This is a genomic window from Tenacibaculum sp. MAR_2009_124, assembly GCF_900105455.1.
Taxonomy (GTDB): domain Bacteria; phylum Bacteroidota; class Bacteroidia; order Flavobacteriales; family Flavobacteriaceae; genus Polaribacter.
Window position 1 is genome coordinate 74172 of record NZ_FNSF01000006.1, and the last position, 18555, is coordinate 92726.

Here is an 18555-nt window from a genome sequence, read left to right on the forward strand (position 1 = left end):
TTCCTTTTTTTTATAACTAGCTTTTTTCCTTCATCCAATCGTTGGTCAACAGGGCATTATCTATTGATAACTATACAAAAAAAAGACACTATTGCTTATGCTTTACATGGGAAGAATATTAATTCTACACGGTACTCAGAGTATTATAGCCTGAAGGATAGTATTGAAATAAAAAAATCTTCTATTATCGAGCAATATCATTCTGAAGCTTTGATAGGAAAAGGATGGACCGACTGTGATTTCATGCCATCATATGCATACAATTATTGTTTGTATCAGAAACGTTTAAAAGATCGCTTTATAGTCATAGAAGATAACGGCTTATCTATTGGGCTTGACTGTAATGAAAACTATCCTTATTATGAAAAGTTATATGGTTCGAATTGTGATAATGATAGAGATAATCCATGATAAGAGAATATAACCGATGTTTAATTGTAAAAAAGTTATGGTTAGATAAAATACTGGACCAGGGAAAAATTTGGGAAATGCGTAGTAGACCAACCAAGATAAGGGGAAGAATTGGCTTGATTGAATCGGGTAGTGGTTTGATTGTTGGTGAAGTGGATTTGGAAGGGTGTTCTTCTGAGCCAATAGAAAAGAATGCTAAGTATATTAAATATCATTATATCGAGGATCTAGAATTATTAGATACCTGGAGCTGGGCTTGGTATTTAAAAAATGCCAGACGTTATAAGACTCCGATTCCCTATAATCATCCAAAAGGAGCTGTAATATGGGTAAAACTTAAAAAAAACAAATACGATTTATGAATTTAGCGGATATATTGAATACTATTAATAAAGAAGGAATTAACAGAAATACGTTAGATAAATTTCTATCTGTAGGAGAAGAAATCTTAGCTTCTGCCGCCAAAAAAGCGCGTATAAAAGATAGTTTTACTGCCACATTATCCTATACATCACATACGTTGGATTTAAAATATAAATCGACCAAAACCAATAGTTTTTATCATCTGATGTATGATTCTTATACGAGAGAACTTATTTTCGAAACCTATATTGAATCTTGGGAAAATATTAAAAACATAAAGGATACCTTTTGGGTAGAGTTTCTAAGTTCTTCAGACACTCTTGATTTTGATTTTTTTAATTGTTATCCTTTAACCTACGATAAAAAAGCAACACCAGAATTTGCTGCTAATTTCAAGAGTATTAATTTCAGGATCATGATGTACTACATCAACGCCATGTTGGTAGCTTCAAAGGAGAGAGATAACATCATGTTTGGTGGACTGGAAAAAATATGGACCGGTAAAACAACTATTCCAACGATTATAAGTGAATTGAATGAATGTTTCCGTGTGTTTTACCGATTGAATTATTTACTTTTCAAAGCGGAAAAAGTTCGAAAAATCAACAAGCAAACCAGAAAATTAAAGTCCAATAAAAAAACAAACGATGTATAAAGTATATATGATAGCTACTGGAGAACCTTTTGAAAATAATTTTGGAGAATTATTAATAGATAGAGAGCATTATTTCACTCTGCACAGCTCATCTAAAGAGTTTGATAAGGCTAATTTTTTTTATAAAAAACATATATAAACAAAAAAAGTGTTTTAAGCTTGTTTTAGCCACTTTATTCAAAAGTACATATGTGTATGTTAATTTTACATAAAACACTCTTATTTATCAAATTTGGAGGCTCATTTTTCTTTTAATCTAAATAAATAGTTTAAAAAAAACGCCAGTTTAATAAAAGTTTATTTTAGGCATAGTATAGATAAAATCTATTTTAAAAAAAGGTGCAAGATTTCTACAGCGTCTTTTTAATGACAATACGGCATAAAATTTCTTTCATTTCCCTAACCATCTTTTATTATTGCTAAATAATAATGATATTTGTCGAAAAAGGTAAAGTTCTTTAAGACTTTATCTTTTGAGTCCTTATTATCTTTATTTATTATATTAAATAATTAATACATGGCTTTATTTCTACATCGTTAAACATAAAGACTTGATTAACAGGTTTTTAATTTTATGTCTAGGGAAGGGAAGAGCAACATTTCTACAGCGTAAGTATTAAAAAGGGTTATTTTTCTACACTGTAAACTCAAAAAGAGCAACATTTCTACAGCGTAAGTATTAAAGAGGGTTATTTTTCTACATCGAAAAACTCAAAAAGAGCAACATTTCTACAGCGTAAATCCTGAAAGTGCAGCTTTTCTACAATGAAAAGCATAAAAAGGTGCAAGATTTCTACAACGTAAGGAAAATTAAGGCTAAAATCGAGCTTGGTCTACCTAATTATAAAAACTTAAAGGTGCAAGATTTCTACAGTGAAGAATTATAAATTGAACTAACGAAAAATGGGGTGATTTTTCTACATCGTTATTAATAGAATTCAATTAAAAAATTACATTATCCCTTTTAACCAATTGATAAACAATTTATATTATATTGAAAATGGCAATTTTAATATAAACTTCAAATATTACTTTATGGTGCAAAATCTCCGTATGTGAGGTGAAGTGAAATAGATTTAAGTTTTCTACTTCATATACTATAATGAGCAAAAAAACACCTTTTAAAAGGTGTTTTTAAGTTGTTTTGTATTGCTTCATTAATCGTAATTATAGAATACTTTTTTATTATCAAACATATCTTTGATAGCTTCTTTAATTTCTTTGTAGTGAAGCTCTTGGTTGGTCATTGGGTTTATTAGTATAAACTCTGATTCTTCGTATCTTAAAAAGCGTCTTTTGTTTTGCATATCACCAAGAAAAACAAAATAGTCGTGTGCTTTTTCTTCTAGTTTACTATGTTTTCCTTTAATATCGGCAAAAACAGAAATGTACTTCCCTTTTTTGATATCTAAATCGTTGTATGAAAACAGCCATTTTAAGAACTTATTAGTTTTGGTTTCCATATCGCTCTCCAGGCTTAAATAATTCTCATTATAGAATACTGACAGATTTTTAAATAGTTCTGTTAGGAAAAGATCCTCATAAATTGATTTTTTATTTTCTTTGAGACTTTCTTCACTTGGTTTTATCCAAGAGATTTCTACAACATTATAATATTTTGAATTTTCACTTTTTCTCCAGTTGAGTTCTAATCCCATAATTTCTTTTTCAACTTTAGGTAAAAAGGTTTTTTTAAACTTCCTATTAATTTTCTTTTTTACATCAGAGAATGCGTCTTTTTCGTTAGCTTCCAGCCGCTGTGTGCTAATATTAAGTAATTTTGCAAAGTCTACTATTTTATAATAAATAGGCTTAGTATTTCCTGTATATTGTTGTACCTGAATTCTGTTAAGGAGATTTAAATACCAATCTTCCAAGCTAGATGATCTAAGTGCTAAAAATGTGGTAATATTAGCATTAAAGAAAAATTTTCTAAGTGAGAATTCAAACTCTTCAGTAGGTTTATACTGGTAGATAATTTTCTTAGTTTTCCCTACTTTTTTAAACACTAAGTGTAATTCTTTTATATAGGCAAAATTGTTAAGGGTTATTCGTTCTTCGTCTCCTGATTTGGATTTATAAGAGCTAATTATATTTTCGTATTTGAGAACAAAAAGGGCATTTTCTAAATTAGTATTCCAACAGCGGTACTGTGACATATTCCCGTGTTCTTTTTCAAGTCTTAACAACTCTTCTTTAGGAGTTGAACTTACTTTAAAAAAAAGAGGATCATCATGTTTTTTAAAAAGATCAGTTCTATAGATTTTCATGCGTTTAGCAAAATCTGCTGGATCAATATCTACTAGACCGAAGAGGTTCTTTTGAAAGTTAAGCGACATATAAATCACTAGACTTTTGATAAGGGCTTCATCTTTCTTGGAGTACTTTCGAAAATCTGTGATATTAAAAGCCAGATTTTTATCAATCCTGACATTGTTTTGTGAGAGAATGAGAGACATAGGAATATTATTTTGGTTTGTTTTATCCATTATTTTAATCTGATAATCAAATAAAATTTGTTTTGAGAAAAGTTTGACTAAAATACGAATTTCTACTAAAGCTGTTTAGTGAAACCATAAAATTTCGATTAAAACCTCTTTTGCTCTTTAAAATAAGCGTTGTTGTTGTTGATTACGATAGATTTGAATAACTTCTTTTTTACTCCATATAATATCTAAGGTACAATGATCTTCATAGTCGTATTCTTGCATTTGGTTATCCCAAATTATTTGATGAAATATGGCGTATTTTATGGTGAGCCCTTTGGAAGAGAAATCGTAGAGCCAATCCAATTCATTAGAGGGGCCTGTTCCTCCCGCGTGACATTTGCATAGCTCTTCAATAGATTTTTCATTTACAATTCTATTATGCCATCTACCAAGAGCGGCAAGTACATGTTTCTTGCTTACTAGCATCTGTATCAGCACTTCTTTCTCTTTACAAAAGGGAACATGATCGAATCTATGATCGATAGTTACTTTCATAATTAAATGGTTTTACGACAATTTGTACAAACACCTCCTACTTTAAACTCATTCGTTCTTTTATCTTTTGGATTACTACATATACAGTATTTCTCTCTATAGTGTTCCCAAGAGCGAATGTTTCTGTTTAAAAGTCTGTAGTTTACAAAGAGGTTTATCTTCTCTATAAACTTAAGTATCATGCTTTGATTTGTTTGTAGAAGAAGTTCATATGAAACAATAGTTCTACAATTCCTAAAAAGGGAAGGATAAAAAAGATACCTGGAATGAGTATCATCACAATACCTATTACAAAAAAAGGAAGTTTAATCAATCGTTTGATACGCAGGATAAAAAGACCTACATAAATAAGCATTGCTGTGAATAAAAAAGGGGGTAATGTTTTCTGTAATTCGAATAAGGTTAACATGTTATGAGATTTTAGAATATTAGTATAAATATAATACAATTATCATGCCATTAAAACACTGTTATACAGTCTTTTAGTTCAGGGTGTTTAATTCATCAAACTTACTGAAAACCAGTTTGATATAGGCTACTTGTTCCTCTGTGAGGTAAGCTCTATTTATGATTGGTACTCGTGAGTTGGTTTGCTGCAATAGTCTAAGGTGTGTAAGATATTTCTTTTGCACTTTTTGTAATTGATAATTATGGTTATTAATAAGGATCAGGTTGTTTTTCCTCCCCCTAACCACAAAAATCAGGGTTTGGATGGGCAATTGTTCAAAAGGGATATTTACCTCAAAGAGTTGTCCTGGTTTTAGTTTTCTTGGTAATATTGATTCTAATGTTTCCATGATACTTTTGGTTTTTAAAAATTAGTTTTTAAAATAGGATATGTTCTAACAGTTTTTATACTGTTGATTCTATACAACAACGGTACTTTTTTATCCAAGAGGATAAAGTTTATAATTATTTTAAAGCTTCCGAAAATTTTAAATTTCATAGAGAATGATTTAGAATTATTGTATATTTGTTTTTGTATAAATATTTATTTTTTGAGAGTGTCAGAAAATAAGTAAGGGGCTGTTTTCAGCCCCATTTTTTTTATACGGGAATCGGGTTTGCTCTACCTGTTTCAAGGTTAATGAACTTACCATGTATTTGTAGCCTTTTATTTTTTAAAAGCTCGAAGATCATATCACCGGCATTGGCAGTTAGTACGTCGTTTATAAAAAGGGATTGTTCGTTGAGTTTATCTCTATAAGAGCATCCAGCACCTTGTATTTGCTCGGTATCAAACTCTTGAAGGTTTGGAAAAAGTTCTACAATATTTTTCAATTTATCAATTACTTGAAGATCGGTATTAATGAGTTGTTCTTTGGGGTCTTGGATCACTGTACCGAGAATAAACTGACCTATTTTTTTCCCATTTCCAAAATCAAGCCAATAATAAGGGGTTCTATAGTCATTGTGGTAGGTTTCGTATTTAAGTCTTTCGGCTAGTTTAATTCTAAACTCGGCATTATCTACACAAGTGATAATGATATTAGAAAGAATTTGATCGTTTTGACAGTTTACTTTTTTGTTTTCGCCTTTCCATTGAAGAGAAAAGGCGTGATTTACTTTAGTTACGGCTCTCACGGATTTCACTGCTCCAACGTCGCAGGGGGTAAATAATTGTCTTCCTACATTATAGCTTTCTACGGTATCATCATCAAAACTATGTACATGAATACCAGGATGTCCTAATTGTCTAAGTGCGTAGTCAATCCTAGCAAGTCTTGGTAACATTAAAGAGCCAGTTCCTCCCATACCAATAATACTAATGGTAATAGGGTGGGTCGGATTATAAAAGTAATTCGGTGCAATATGGATTCTAGTTTTCATAAATATGGTGGATTTTAAAAGGGCTTTCTACTAATAGTTGTTCGTTAAATTTCTTTTTATTTTCATGCTCTTTATAGGCAAGTACTACGTTTTTGTTAAGCATATTACTATTATGGATATGAGTAAACATTGAGCAAAAGAATTGATTCTCTATAAACTGCATGATTTCTTCATAATGCTCAAAATTTTGATAGTTAAGCGAGGTGTCTCCCATACAAACATTACCATTGTTATCTACATTTAAAAAAGGGGAAAAGTAGACTTGAGTATTTTCGTTTATAGGGTCGTTACTTTTAATAGCAAATACGGAAATTGTTTTTCCTATTAATCGAAAGATCAGTTTTGGAATAGGATAAGACTTTGATTTGATATCGGTGTCTTCTGCAAAGTATAATTTTTTAACTTTTGGATTGCAAATCCAAGTAAGCTCTAAATTTACTTTCATATTAAAGTGAAGTACGTTTCTAGGGATAATTCCTTTAAAACTATAAGGTTGTAATTCTGCTTTTAAAGCTCCAAATATACCATTAGCAGTTTCTTTGGTTAATGGTTCTCCTGACGATAGTTTATCTTTTTGTATGGTATGATAAGTTACAAGGTTATTCTGTTTATCACTTATATATCCAATAATGGCAAATGTGGGAATTAAATTATCTCTTTCTCTGATGTTAGATAGTGCGAACATTATATTGTTTTATTAAATTCTAAAATGAAATTATTGGTACTCTCTATATGGTGTTTGATTTTATAATCAAAGTCATTAAAGGAGTCTATTTTGGCTAGAGCGATAATATGAGGAGCTGTGCTATATTGATTTTCTCTAGCAATGGTATTCATATGATCAAGATATTCTTGAGCAAAAGAGCTATCGGGATGATCTGCCACAAAATAGCTATCATATAAATGAGTTTCGGAAAGGCATCCTTCCTCATTAGTTACTTGATAAACAGCTTCAAAATTGATGGAAGTACTATTTAACAATAATTTCTTTATTTTTTTGTACTGATGTTTTCTCGGTTTGTATTTCAATAATTCTTCGTACCAGTTTTTGTGTGGAGTTATATGATATATTCTTTCATAATCTTCTAAAAAACTCAGTGATTCATTAGATATGAACTCCTTATTACTTTCTTGAGCCTCTTCCATAAAACCATATTCTATGTCATACATATATTCTAAGATTGAATGAATCCAATAAGATTCTTCGCTTTCAAAAATATTTTTAAACGGTAAAGATTTGATAAAGTTTATCAGTATAATAAAGAGTTTCTTATTGTTTTTTTTGAGTTTGAAAATATTTTTAGTTCTAAAAGAATAGACCATATCATTCTGACCGCATTGTTTTAATAGGGCAATGACTATGGTTTTATCTTCTTCTTGACAGATTTGGATATTATCAACGCCAAGATCTTCTCTTAGGTAATTTACTGCTTTAAGTATCAGATCCAGTAGGGTTTGATTTTCGGGATTGAACTCCCATTGCCACACCCTACTATCATAATGTGCTACTGCATTGACAAGGCACATAGCGATCTGACGTAGTTGTTTCACAGAGTATTCCTTTAAAAATTCGGGGGAAATAATAGGGGAAATTTCTATGTTAGAAATATTGAATTGTCTAAGGCTATCGGCGTGGTTCTCTGTGTTCCTAGGTGCAAGAAGTCTTGCTTTATTGCTTTGGTGAAGTTCTTGTGAAACTCCGTTAGTTCTTGGTCTGTTTTGTATGGTATTTTCTTGGGTTTGCATGTTGCTTTACGAATAAATTCTTTGGTTTTCATGGTTTAAGTATTCTTTAAGGAAGCTATCGACAATTTCGAAGCTATTTTTATGGCTGTTGTTGGGGCAACGAAAGAACTGGCTATACTTTTTAGATTTTGTCATTTTCGCTAGTGTAATACATCTTATTATTAAGATGTTGGAGTCTTTCAGATCATTAGAGGTACAGAAATTTATACTTTCACCGTATCCGTACCCTTTGAATTGCAGCTCATCGGAAAGGGTTTTCCACGTAGCTTTTCTAAGTTTGGCTACACTCCAATGTTTTGGTGCTGTCAGTGGATTTTCTTTCATGTTATCCAGTTCCCATTGTAGGTACTGTATGTTATTGATAATTGGTATTTCGAAATTATCCACCTTTACTTTAGGCGCTTGAAACTCATTGATAAAAGCTGTATTAATAAGCTCAATGGTTTGTTCGTTTTGATATTGCTCTTTCAGGCAAGCTTTATAGAACCTACTCATATTATTATCTTTTAAGTTCAAATAGTTCGTTGGTGCATGGTACTACTTTAATACCATCATATAGAAAGACATCTATTTTCTGAGCTCCTACTTTTTTGGCTTGTTTATAGAAGTCATCGTAGTTATATTGAATAGAGGCGTTATCATAGGAGTTAATCCCGATAGAGACAAGCTCAAGTCTTAATTCTTTATTACGTTCTTGTTTATTGAGTTGTCTAAAAGGTTGAAATTCTAGACCATTGTACTTAAATTTTTTCATGACGTTATATTTTTTTAAAGAGGGGGAAGTCCCTTACCTCTTCCCCTCTCAGTATATACAGGAACTAGCTATCCTTTAGTTCCTGCAATGGTTCTAAACTCTATTTTATTCTCCCCATCCACAAAACCAAGGTCTACTATTTTGGCTGTTGTCAGCTCTGGGTAAAGATTTGAAAAGTGGTTTAAGATATCTTCATTGGATAGTGTTGGATTGATATCATCTAGGGTTATTTTTTCGCTTCCATTTACAAAACAGAAGTTTCTTTTGATTTGATCTATTTTCATAACTATTCACTAAAAAGAGAGGGTTTGTTATACTTTTTCATGGTCTCTATGATATCGAGAGCCTTTTTATTCTTAGGGTCAATGTCTAGGACTTTTTGTGCTAGATTGATTGCCTTTTGGTGATCTTTAAGAGCATTAAATTCTTTATGGTCTGTACATTCAGTAAGAGCGAGAATTGTTTTTTTGATTTTCTCCTTTTTATCTTTATTGTATTGAGAATTTTTTTGAGCTTGTTCTAGATTTTTTTCATATTCTTCTATATTGGAGATTATTTCAGATGTTTTCTCCATTGGTTGTTGAATGATATCAAAGAATTTTTGATCTAGTTCTTCTGCTGATGCAGTAAGGGTCAATTGCTTGATTTTGGTAATGGCTTTATCCTGAGCATTTACCTTTGGCAGTACCGACACAGAAACGATTTTGTCGGTACTTATAGTGATTGCCAAGGTAACTTGCTTCACATTGAGTGTTGCGAGTTTTTGAAAAAACATAATACTTAAACTTAAAAAATTAAAAAAGTGGGGTATAGATATTATCTTGATAACCTTCGGTTACTTCTACGAAATTGATCATTCGTTTAATAGTTTCAGTAAGATTTACGGCATTTTCCAGCACGTATTTTTTGACTTCTTCTTTGGAGTTTCCTAATAAGTTCAGGCGTGCATTTCCGATAAACTGATTGGTTTCGGTATCGGCTTTAATGGGGAGTTCCCAACCGACAAAAAGTAGATTTTGTGGGTCATTTATAAGGTAGACCTTTTTACGTTTGCCTTTAATCTTTCCGTAGTAGCCTTTTTCATTGTGTCCGTGTATGGTTGATTCGGTTTTACAAGTTATTGCCATAGCTTCGCCGACAGTAAAAAGGGTAATTTTCGTGCCTTTTTTCAGGCTTTGAGAGTTTAGATTTTCCATAATTAGTGAGATTTAGAATATTCTTATATATATATATAAAGATACGAACAAACCTTTGTTTTTCTTGGAAAAACAAGGGTAAAACCCACCTTACTCTTCTTTTCCCTAACCATAAAAAGTGTTGGATTTAGTTAGGGCTAGCGTTCTTGATTGTAGAGATATTAAAAGCCTTTGCTTTGTAAATTTTTGTTAGGAGGAAAAGCGACTTTAGAAGCTCTTTCTTTTGTTACAAAATCCAATGGCAAAGGCTTTTTATATAAGCGTAAAGCAAGGTGAAACGTCTTTATAAAACAGGTCCTTTATTTGATTGTTTTTCTTTGTTTTTGTTTTTCTTTTTTATTTGATCATTTTTAGAATCTTCACTAGGAGTGTTTTCTTCTTGAATTTTATCTAACTTTTTATTGATCTGTGCTATTCTGCTTTCGATGCTATGTATTTGATCTTGTTTTTGAAAATCGGTATCTATGATAATTTGGTTTCCTTTAATTTCTTTTTTTGTCTTTTCTACTAACTCTTTATACTCTTTGAGTAATGGAGTTACTTTTAAAAGAGCATTTTTAATATACATTGCAACATCTTTTTCATTTTTATTAAGTTGTCTTTTGCCATATCCATAGGTGTTTTCACTATTAGTTCTTACTAGAATGTTTCCGTGAGAATAGAATAAAGTTGCTTTATAAAAAGTAGCAATATCAAATTCCTGTTGCTTTTGAGATTTTTCTTGACAGTATTCAATAATATGTTTTCCGAGTACTTTAGGTTTCATAAAATTTTTTCCATTGATAAGAATAATGTTTTGGTAATAGTTTGAGTCTTCCAATATGGTTTGAGGGAAATCTTTATGGTCTATTTGAAGATTTTTTTCTATGTCTTGATAATTCTTGAAACGTTCCTTTTGGCGATATTGGGCAAACTTTGCGCTCTGATGATTTTTTTTAAATACTTCTTTTTCAATTTTTAAAGACTCCAGTTCTTTTTTAAGATTTTCTTTTTCTAAAAAAAGAGGGCTATCGTGTGCCAGGGCTAATAAGGAGTTATAGTCCATTTCACCTTTATCATCGATAGGACCTAAATCAATAGAATTAAGTTTAATAGAACCGTTGACTAGTTGGCTAATAAAACGGGCTTTGGTATTTACATGGTTTAACATGACAGCATCGGAAGTGTTTTTGGTTATATAGAAATTGACTTTTACTTGGTTATTATAATGAGATTTGGCAAAAACATTATCTGGTCTTGCTCCTCTACCGTTTCTCTGATCTATTTTAGAGGGGTCAAAAGGAATATCTACATGATGAATATGAATAAGTCTATTTTGAAAATTTGTTCCAGTACCTAGTTTATCGGTTGAACCGATAACAATACGATAAATACCTGCATTTAAATCTTTAAAGCACTGTTCTCTTTGAAGGTCATTTTTAAAGTCATGAATAAAAATGATTTCATTAGGATTAATTTTGTGTTTATCAATTAAAGTATTTTTAATATGATCATAGACATTAAAACTATCCTTGGGAGTTCCTATATCAGAGAATATGGCTTGTACTCCTTTAAATTCGTTCGTTTCATAGTAAGTATTGGCAACATGCTCTGAGATAATTGATAGTTTATTATTTTCATTTTCTATAAGGTCTTGGTTAAGTAATCGTACATCAATAGAAGAATACCTCATGTGATGGAGTGCTATTAAAGATACTGCTGATAGTTGATCTTTATCATAATTTTTATTGGTATATATTAATTTACTATCACCTGTATTGATAAAGTCTCTAATATTTTCAAAATAGTTGTTTTGAAGTTTTGTAGGTTTAATTTGAATGGCCTCGACAACGATTTGAGGCTTGTCTACTTTATGAGTAGTTGAATTGACAATAATAGAGACTTGTCTATAAAGAGAGGCAAGGAGGCGTAATTTTTTAAATTCTCTAAAACGCTCTTTTACTTTAAAATCACCATTAATAGTAGGTTCAAATTCATAGGTTTTATTGGCAAACATTTGAGCCCATTGATCAAAAGATTCTATGTTGAGTTGTTTAAGTTTTTCAGGAATTAGGTATTTAAAAATTACATAAGCTTCAGTGATAGAGTTTTTAATTGGTGTACCAGAAAAAAAAGAGGCTTGATAATCTTTACCTGATATTTTTTGAAGTGTTCGAAGTGATGCTAATAGATTCTTACTTCTTTCAGATCCAGAGGAGGTATTTAAACCACCAACACGGTTGTGTCTAGTGGTATACATTAAGTTTTTGAATTTATGGTATTCATCCACCATAATATGATTGATTTTCATACTTTCAAAATCCAGTGTATTGTCTTTTTTAAATTCTAGTTTAGCATAAATTTCTTTTAATTCAACGGTTAAATTTTGTTTTCTTCGTTCTAGGCCGTGTAAGGTCGCTTTATGTATTTTAAATGAATTATTATGAATTACTGAAAGGTCTTTTTCCAAGTGATTTAATTCATTTTGAATAATTTCAACAATGGTATGAACAGATTGGGGGATCTGTTTAAAAGTTTCATGACTCATCAATATAATATCATAATCATTGTGAGCAATGTTTGCAAAAGCGATTTCTCGTTTAGTTTTGGTTTTTGCGTTTTTGTCATCTAGTACGAAAAGATTGGCATTAGGAAAAGCGTTTCTAAAGTTAGATTCTAGCTGTTTTAACGTGGGTTTTAAACCAACAATAAGTGTTTTTTTAGAAATCCCTAACTCTTTTAATTTCATTGCGGAAATAGCCATAGAAAGCGTTTTTCCGAAGCCTACTTCTTTATGAACTAAGAGTCCTTCATTTTGTAAGATACCGGCGGTAGTGTTGAGTTGATAATTATAAGGGGTAAAGTGTTCAAGACCTTTAAAGGTTAGATGTTTTCCATCATATACAGGATTGAGATGAGCTTCATATTTATTATAGAAAATCGTTTCTATTTTATCTTTGATTGTTGGATTGTCTAATACGTATTGTTTGAATTCTTTGTAGAGTAGTTCAAATTTAATTTTGAACTCGGTCATTTTAACCTTATCTGTTTTCTTATTGTCTTTATCCCCTTTAGTTACATAAGGTATAGATTGGTTAAGAGCAGCTGCGAGTACTTTTTCAAAATCGTAATAAATGTTTTGAGTTTGAATGGTAAATCTTTTGGTAAGATCGAAATCTAATGACTCAACTCTGACCATATATTTTGAACTACTTTGATTAAATCGAATGACAACCTGAGTAAAGTATTTATATTCAATAAAATCTTCAACCATATCATAGGGCATCCATGATTCGTGAAGCTTAATATCCATGTCTTCAAAAGAAGTTATGGGTGGTTTAACCTCTTCGAGTTTAGCAATGGTTTTATCTAAGTAGGATTTGTCTATATAATCTTTGTATTTTCCAAAATCCCCATTTTTATAGAGATCTATTTTTTGATAGATCAAACCGCTGAAGAATTCTTGTGAAGTAACGATATTCACTTTTTGGTTCTTTTGAAAATCGAAGTAGAAAAGTTGCTCCGAAATTCCTTGTTCTATAATTTGTTTTTGAGGTATATTTAAAAGAGATGAAATTTCTTTGATATCTAATCTATTGTATTTATTTAAACTATAAAAAATAGCATCGTTGAGAGAATCAATTTTTACTTCAGATTCCTTGATTCTTTGACTTGATGAGAAGATATCGGATTTGATATATTGTTTTTGTTCTAGTTTTTCAAGACCTAGAATAAGTGGAGCTTGTCTATCAAGAGCTACAAAATGTCTATTTCTTTTTTCATTAAGAGCACCGTATTGAAAGAAAAACAAATCGTAATCATAATTAAGTTCTTTTTGTATGGAGTTAAAAGTCTCTATTTTTGATTCATTGATAAGATCTATATAACGATCTCTGATGTGAATAATTTTAGATAATTTATCAAATTCAAGGGGGTTTGTTTTAATGTAATCAAGAGTTTTTGAAGCTGATATTTTAGCAATTTTATTTTGATCAACGATAATATTGCCAGGTTGTAATTCGCCTCTATATAGAACAGCACTTGGCAAGTTAGTTTCTACTGCTACTTCTTGGTTTTCTAGGGTTTCTTGAGATTTAAGAGAAAGGTTAAAGTCTATGCTTTTAAAATTTAGAAATTGATCAAAACTATGGCTTAGGTAATGTTCAATACTATTGTTAAAAGAGTCGATAGTATAATCCTTATTATGATAAAGTCCGCCTTCTATGATTTCACCAAGTACATTCTCTGGATATTCCTTAAAATAGGCACTATAGGAGACTTTATTGTCTCCAACATTAATGGCTTTAGTATCAATAAAGAGTTGGTTTAAATCCTTTTGTTCTTTAGTGGTAATAAGTCCTTGATTATTTTGAAAAAAAAGGAGATCTGTTACAACTTTAGTGTTTTCCTTTTCAAAGGTATCATTTGGAAGTCTGAAACCTCCAATAAAATTGGATTGGTTAATAATTTGTTGTCTAATTTTTTGGTTTTTCTCTCTATCCAATAGATTTTTAGTAGTAATAATAACGGCAATTCCTTTGGGGTTTAATAGTGTATTGATTTTAAATGAGAAATAGCCATGTAGGCTTTTTTTAATTACGTAATCGTCTTCATAATGTGATATGGAAGGGTCAAAAACGGATGCACTACCGAAAGGTATATTAGAAATTATCAGATCATAGGTTTTAGGTGCATCGGTATTGGCGTGTACTTCAAAAGGAATTCCATAGAGAGTAACGTTTTTATTGTTTTGAAAATTGTGAGAGAATATAGAGGAGGTGATAACATCTTTTTCAAAGGCAGTGTATTTAGCTTGAGGAAAAACTTTGAGAAGAGATTTTACAAAAGCACCGTTTCCTGCGGCAGGTTCTAATATGGTTTTAGGAAGAAAGGTATTGTTTTTATTTAAAAAGTTCACAATAAGATCGACCAGTGGATCGGGAGTAAAATAAGAAGTTAAAGAAGCTTGCTTTAGGCTACTTAAAACAGTTTGAGAATATTGTTCTCCGTAAAATTTATTTAGTGTTTGTTCGAGTAATTGAAAGTCTTTTTCAGATTTAATAATATCAAATATTCGTCCGAAACCAGGGTTATTAATAAAAGTATTTTTAAAGTTATTACTATTATTTATAGCTTCAATAGTTTGAATGATGTACTGTAAGTACTTCTTTTTGGATAGCTTCATAATTTTGAGATGAGATTTAGAATAATACTAAGTAAAACAGGGAAGGGATGCTGTTTTACTTAGTTAGTTTTAAAATATATTATTGAGTAATAAGGGAGTTAGTTTTCTTGATAGTTTTGCATCTTTTCGATAACTATATTCATGATTTTATTTTTGAGCTCATTTGTCTTTGAGATGTTATTACAATAGATGATAATGTGGGTTTTATTTTCAGAAGAAATTTTTAAGGAAAAGTTACCTTTACTATTACGATAGCTTTTAGAGAAATTGAGTTTTTCTATAAGTTCTGTAACGGAATCAAAAAAAATTAGAGTATTGAATACTTCTTGTTTTGTTTGATGATTTTGAATTGATAATGTGAATTGCATTGAGTGAGTTTTATAATGAGATTTCTTTTTTTTTGTCTTTAGGCAGATATTTTGATATTTGATTTAGTTTATGATAGTTCTTATCATTATTAAATTCTTTAACCAATTTATCAAAAGATTTTTTATTGAGTGGTTCAAACTGAATATCTCTATTATTAGCGATATGTTTTGTTATGAAATATTTTTGAGTTTGAAAGTGTTTTTTTTATTTCAACTGATTTTTGGTTTTTATTTAGTGAAATACTTTCAGATTCGAGAAAGAAGTTTTTGTCGAAAATTACATTTTTATGAATGTTGTTTCGAACCTTTAGAGGAATATTTTCATTGGAGAGAAACTGTTCCATTGAATACCATTTAGTTTGAGATTGCCCTTTTTCACTGATAATAGTTCCTATTTTAAGTTCTCCATGGCTTTGCCCTAAATAATATTTAGAATTTAGTTTTGAAATAAGTTGTATATTATTTTGATTGACTTGGTGTTGTATATCCTTTGGAGTAAGAAGGTATATATTATTTTGATTTGATTTTTGAATTAGGGGTTCAATAGAAATAAAATCTTTGTTGATTTCATTGACCGTTCCTATGATTGATTTTCCTTTGTGATCAAATTTAATATTTTGATGAAGGTATTTGTCTTTGTTTTGGAAAATATCTAGGTTAATAAGTTGTACGTTTTTTTGAAAATACTTATTGTTTTTAAAAGCTTCTACAACAATAGCATTGAATTGGTTTTGAATAAAAGTTTGTTTTTCTTTAGATATAGATTGAATATCTTTTTTTAAAAAAGAGTCTTTTAAACTGAAGATTGGAACTATTTAGAGGGTGTAATTTATGAAGTTGTTCTTTAATTTTTCTTGGGGAATAGGGATTCCATATAGGTAGGTTATTTACTTTATTATAGGAAAGGTAAAACTTATTATTTTTACTGTTATATCCAATTATAATGTTTTTATTAACGATAGAATTGTCGAGAATTTCAATGTTTCCAATGGGGATTATTTTTTGATCTTTTTCGCTTTGTTTTTCTAAGAGTTGATGTTTGGCTATGAGTTCGTTAAGGTTGTGGGTGATAAAACCTTTTTTTCCAGATCGATGTTTTTTAGGTAGATAAGGTGTTTGAGGCTTGTGATTTCTTGGGAGAAACGTTTTTATATTCTATGTTTTTAAAAATTTTAAAATCGAGGTCGTTAATAGCGTTAACTTTATTTTTTATTTTAAATACTTTTTTTTTGAAGTTGTGAAGAAATTTTTGAAGTTGTGAGAATTCTTTGTATTGAATGTTCCATAATTAATGAGATTTGAGATTTTTTTTAGAATATTATTACAGGTTTATAATTTTTTCAAAGATGTCCCTTTTGAGATTAAATGAGGCTTTGGGTCAATCTTTTCTTTGTTTTTTATGATTTCATAATGTAAATGGCTTCCGGTGGACGCTCCAGTGTTTCCAATAGTTCCTATAAGTTGGTTTTGTTTGATTCGATCACCGCGAGATACTAGGATTTTAATCCATATGTGCATAGAGTGTTTGAAAACCGAAACGATGTTGAATAATAACGTGATGGCCATAGCCATTCTTATCTAGTTTAGCCTCAATTATAAATCCGTTAGCGGAGGCATATATTTCTTTACCCACTGGACCAGCAAGGTCTATGCCATAATGTTTTTTGTATTTCTTATCAATAGGATGAAAACGTGTTCCAAAATTACTTGATAGTTGATAATCTCCTTTTTCCAAAGGAACAATAGAAGGGATATCATCTAGTACCGCAGGAACAAATATTAAATAAGGTTCGAGCACATTGATATAACTATATGAATTTAGTTTATAAAGATATACTCCAATATTTTTATTAATTTTTTTTATGATTATTTTTTGTTCTCTAGCTAAAAAAAGAGAATCAATAAGGCTATCTTTTGAAGATTTACTGAGTTGATAGGATAATTTTTCGAATTCACTTTTTTGTTCCATAAGCCACTTGGGACTATCTGAAAATTTTTTATTAAACAAGGTAAAACATATAATAATAATAAAAAAACCAATGGCAAGTGCCTGGCTTGAAGAGAGATCTTTGAAAAACGTTCTCAAGAAACTAAGTGTTTTTTTTATATAAATATCCTTCATTTTATTTGCGGTTTTAATTTTAATTTGTAGTTTTGTTTTATAGTTTATTTACAAACTTAGTAATTATTTACAAATTTAAAAAGAGAAACAAGTGTTAAATTATTGGAGTGATCATAATCAGAGGGTTTATTTACCGACACTATTTGACTATCTAAATTACAAGCTATTAGCTACAGATAAGAAGTATGTTGTATACGGAAAATCTGGGTTTTATTATGTAGTTATTAAAACAGATAAGGGGTTTTTATACTATAATACACAACAACCTGAGTTAAAGTTGCAAGCTTCTGATTTGGTAGAAGAGTATGTTGCAAAGATTGAAGGTAGAGAGGTTAAAGGATTATGGGGTAAGTTGCACAATAAGTTTAATGAATATCTTGATAAAGAGTGTGATTTACTTTTAAATACGGAAGAAATTGCATTAGAAATAGTTGACACAAATTTTAATCATTTCCTTTTACTTAATATTCCATTCTCATCTCAAGCAAATGCAAATAATTCAAAGGAAGTAGATAAATTATACAAGGGTTAGAAGACGATCCGATTATAAAGGGTCGTCTTTTTTTAACAAAACAGGGTGAGGTGAAATTTCCTCTTTTCAATAGTGGTAATAAGATTTGTGGATATTTAGTTGATGGTAAACAATTAAATAAGGACGAATTTACTACTGTAAAAAACAGTAATGGTTTAGTAATATTCCCAAGAAAATAGAGCGTATTGTAGTTTTCAAGGATCCAAAAGAAGCTATATCATTTTACAAGACTTTTAACTTGGATGATTCGTTGTATTTAGCCATACCTGATATCAATTATGAGACTACGAAAATATTAATGAAAATAAAAGAAATAGCAAAAGCAAAGAAGTTAATTATATCTTTTACTGGATCAAAAGACATTGATGGTTATTTAAGGGATTTACAATTTATTTCTTTTTTGACTCAGGATAACTTTAATGTGAGTATT

The 18555-nt window shown here is 30.2% G+C and carries 21 protein-coding genes; 6 read left to right on the top strand and 15 right to left on the bottom strand.

All coding sequences use genetic code 11. The annotated features are described in order from the left end of the window. Positions 1-63 precede the first annotated feature (63 nt). The 3 genes from BLW23_RS16895 (at position 64) to BLW23_RS16905 (ending at position 1429) form a co-directional block, all read left to right on the top strand. Positions 64-411, top strand: a complete 348-nt coding sequence (locus tag BLW23_RS16895) for a hypothetical protein (RefSeq protein ID WP_176829864.1) — start codon at positions 64-66, stop codon at positions 409-411. Between the two features lie 77 nt (positions 412-488). After that, complete coding sequence (locus tag BLW23_RS16900) at positions 489-773, top strand: hypothetical protein (protein WP_143032211.1); 285 nt, start codon at positions 489-491, stop codon at positions 771-773. Next, positions 770-1429: a hypothetical protein gene (locus tag BLW23_RS16905; protein WP_093672085.1), complete on the top strand. Its 660-nt coding sequence runs from the start codon at positions 770-772 to the stop codon at positions 1427-1429. Before BLW23_RS16900 ends, BLW23_RS16905 begins: the two co-directional genes overlap by 4 nt. A 1157-nt stretch (positions 1430-2586) precedes the next feature. Here BLW23_RS16905 and BLW23_RS16910 read toward each other — a convergent pair. The 15 genes from BLW23_RS16910 to BLW23_RS16980 form a co-directional block, all read right to left on the bottom strand. Continuing rightward, positions 2587-3918, bottom strand: coding sequence for a hypothetical protein (locus tag BLW23_RS16910; protein WP_093672087.1), 1332 nt, complete (start codon positions 3916-3918; stop codon positions 2587-2589). A gap of 117 nt (positions 3919-4035) precedes the next feature. Then, positions 4036-4413 carry a hypothetical protein gene (locus BLW23_RS16915; RefSeq protein WP_093672089.1) on the bottom strand — a complete coding sequence of 126 codons (378 nt, stop codon included), beginning with the start codon at positions 4411-4413 and terminating at the stop codon, positions 4036-4038. Positions 4414-4415: 2 nt separating this feature from the next. Then, a complete protein-coding gene (locus BLW23_RS23060) occupies positions 4416-4595 on the bottom strand; it encodes a hypothetical protein (protein ID WP_143032212.1) in 180 nt (59 codons plus the stop codon). Between the two features lie 300 nt (positions 4596-4895). Beyond that, entirely contained in the window at positions 4896-5210 is a 315-nt protein-coding gene (locus BLW23_RS16920; RefSeq protein ID WP_093672091.1) for a hypothetical protein, read from the bottom strand. Between the two features lie 250 nt (positions 5211-5460). Further along, complete coding sequence (locus BLW23_RS16925; protein WP_093672093.1) at positions 5461-6243, bottom strand: PRTRC system ThiF family protein; 783 nt, start codon at positions 6241-6243, stop codon at positions 5461-5463. After that, positions 6233-6928, bottom strand: a complete 696-nt coding sequence (locus BLW23_RS16930; RefSeq protein ID WP_093672095.1) for a hypothetical protein — start codon at positions 6926-6928, stop codon at positions 6233-6235. Before BLW23_RS16930 ends, BLW23_RS16925 begins: the two co-directional genes overlap by 11 nt. Further along, on the bottom strand, positions 6928-7989 hold the full coding sequence (locus BLW23_RS16935; protein ID WP_093672097.1) for a hypothetical protein: 1062 nt from the start codon (positions 7987-7989) through the stop codon (positions 6928-6930). The genes BLW23_RS16930 and BLW23_RS16935 overlap by 1 nt, the downstream gene beginning before the upstream one ends. 6 nt (positions 7990-7995) lie before the next feature. After that, a complete protein-coding gene (locus BLW23_RS16940) occupies positions 7996-8484 on the bottom strand; it encodes a hypothetical protein (RefSeq protein ID WP_093672099.1) in 489 nt (162 codons plus the stop codon). 4 nt (positions 8485-8488) lie between these two features. Then, positions 8489-8743: a hypothetical protein gene (locus BLW23_RS16945; protein ID WP_093671887.1), complete on the bottom strand. Its 255-nt coding sequence runs from the start codon at positions 8741-8743 to the stop codon at positions 8489-8491. Between the two features lie 68 nt (positions 8744-8811). Beyond that, complete coding sequence (locus tag BLW23_RS16950; RefSeq protein ID WP_093672101.1) at positions 8812-9027, bottom strand: PRTRC system protein C; 216 nt, start codon at positions 9025-9027, stop codon at positions 8812-8814. 2 nt (positions 9028-9029) lie between these two features. Next, positions 9030-9518, bottom strand: a complete 489-nt coding sequence (locus BLW23_RS16955; RefSeq protein ID WP_093672103.1) for a PRTRC system protein E — start codon at positions 9516-9518, stop codon at positions 9030-9032. A gap of 19 nt (positions 9519-9537) precedes the next feature. Continuing rightward, on the bottom strand, positions 9538-9939 hold the full coding sequence (locus BLW23_RS16960) for a hypothetical protein (RefSeq protein WP_093672105.1): 402 nt from the start codon (positions 9937-9939) through the stop codon (positions 9538-9540). Positions 9940-10222: 283 nt separating this feature from the next. After that, a complete protein-coding gene (locus BLW23_RS16965) occupies positions 10223-15103 on the bottom strand; it encodes a helicase-related protein (protein WP_093672107.1) in 4881 nt (1626 codons plus the stop codon). Positions 15104-16800: 1697 nt separating this feature from the next. Next, complete coding sequence (locus BLW23_RS23930) at positions 16801-17043, bottom strand: M23 family metallopeptidase (RefSeq protein ID WP_093672111.1); 243 nt, start codon at positions 17041-17043, stop codon at positions 16801-16803. Then, entirely contained in the window at positions 16973-17593 is a 621-nt protein-coding gene (locus tag BLW23_RS16980; protein ID WP_093672113.1) for a M23 family metallopeptidase, read from the bottom strand. Before BLW23_RS16980 ends, BLW23_RS23930 begins: the two co-directional genes overlap by 71 nt. A gap of 91 nt (positions 17594-17684) precedes the next feature. Between BLW23_RS16980 and BLW23_RS16985 the strand changes: the two genes are divergently transcribed. From BLW23_RS16985 to BLW23_RS23515, 3 genes are all read left to right on the top strand, one after another. Continuing rightward, on the top strand, positions 17685-18125 hold the full coding sequence (locus tag BLW23_RS16985) for a hypothetical protein (protein WP_093672115.1): 441 nt from the start codon (positions 17685-17687) through the stop codon (positions 18123-18125). A 50-nt stretch (positions 18126-18175) separates the two neighbouring features. Next, positions 18176-18304, top strand: a complete 129-nt coding sequence (locus tag BLW23_RS23740; RefSeq protein WP_255362822.1) for a hypothetical protein — start codon at positions 18176-18178, stop codon at positions 18302-18304. Between the two features lie 59 nt (positions 18305-18363). Continuing rightward, a partial coding sequence (locus tag BLW23_RS23515; protein WP_218134062.1) for a hypothetical protein occupies positions 18364-18555 on the top strand: 192 nt, incomplete at its 3' end.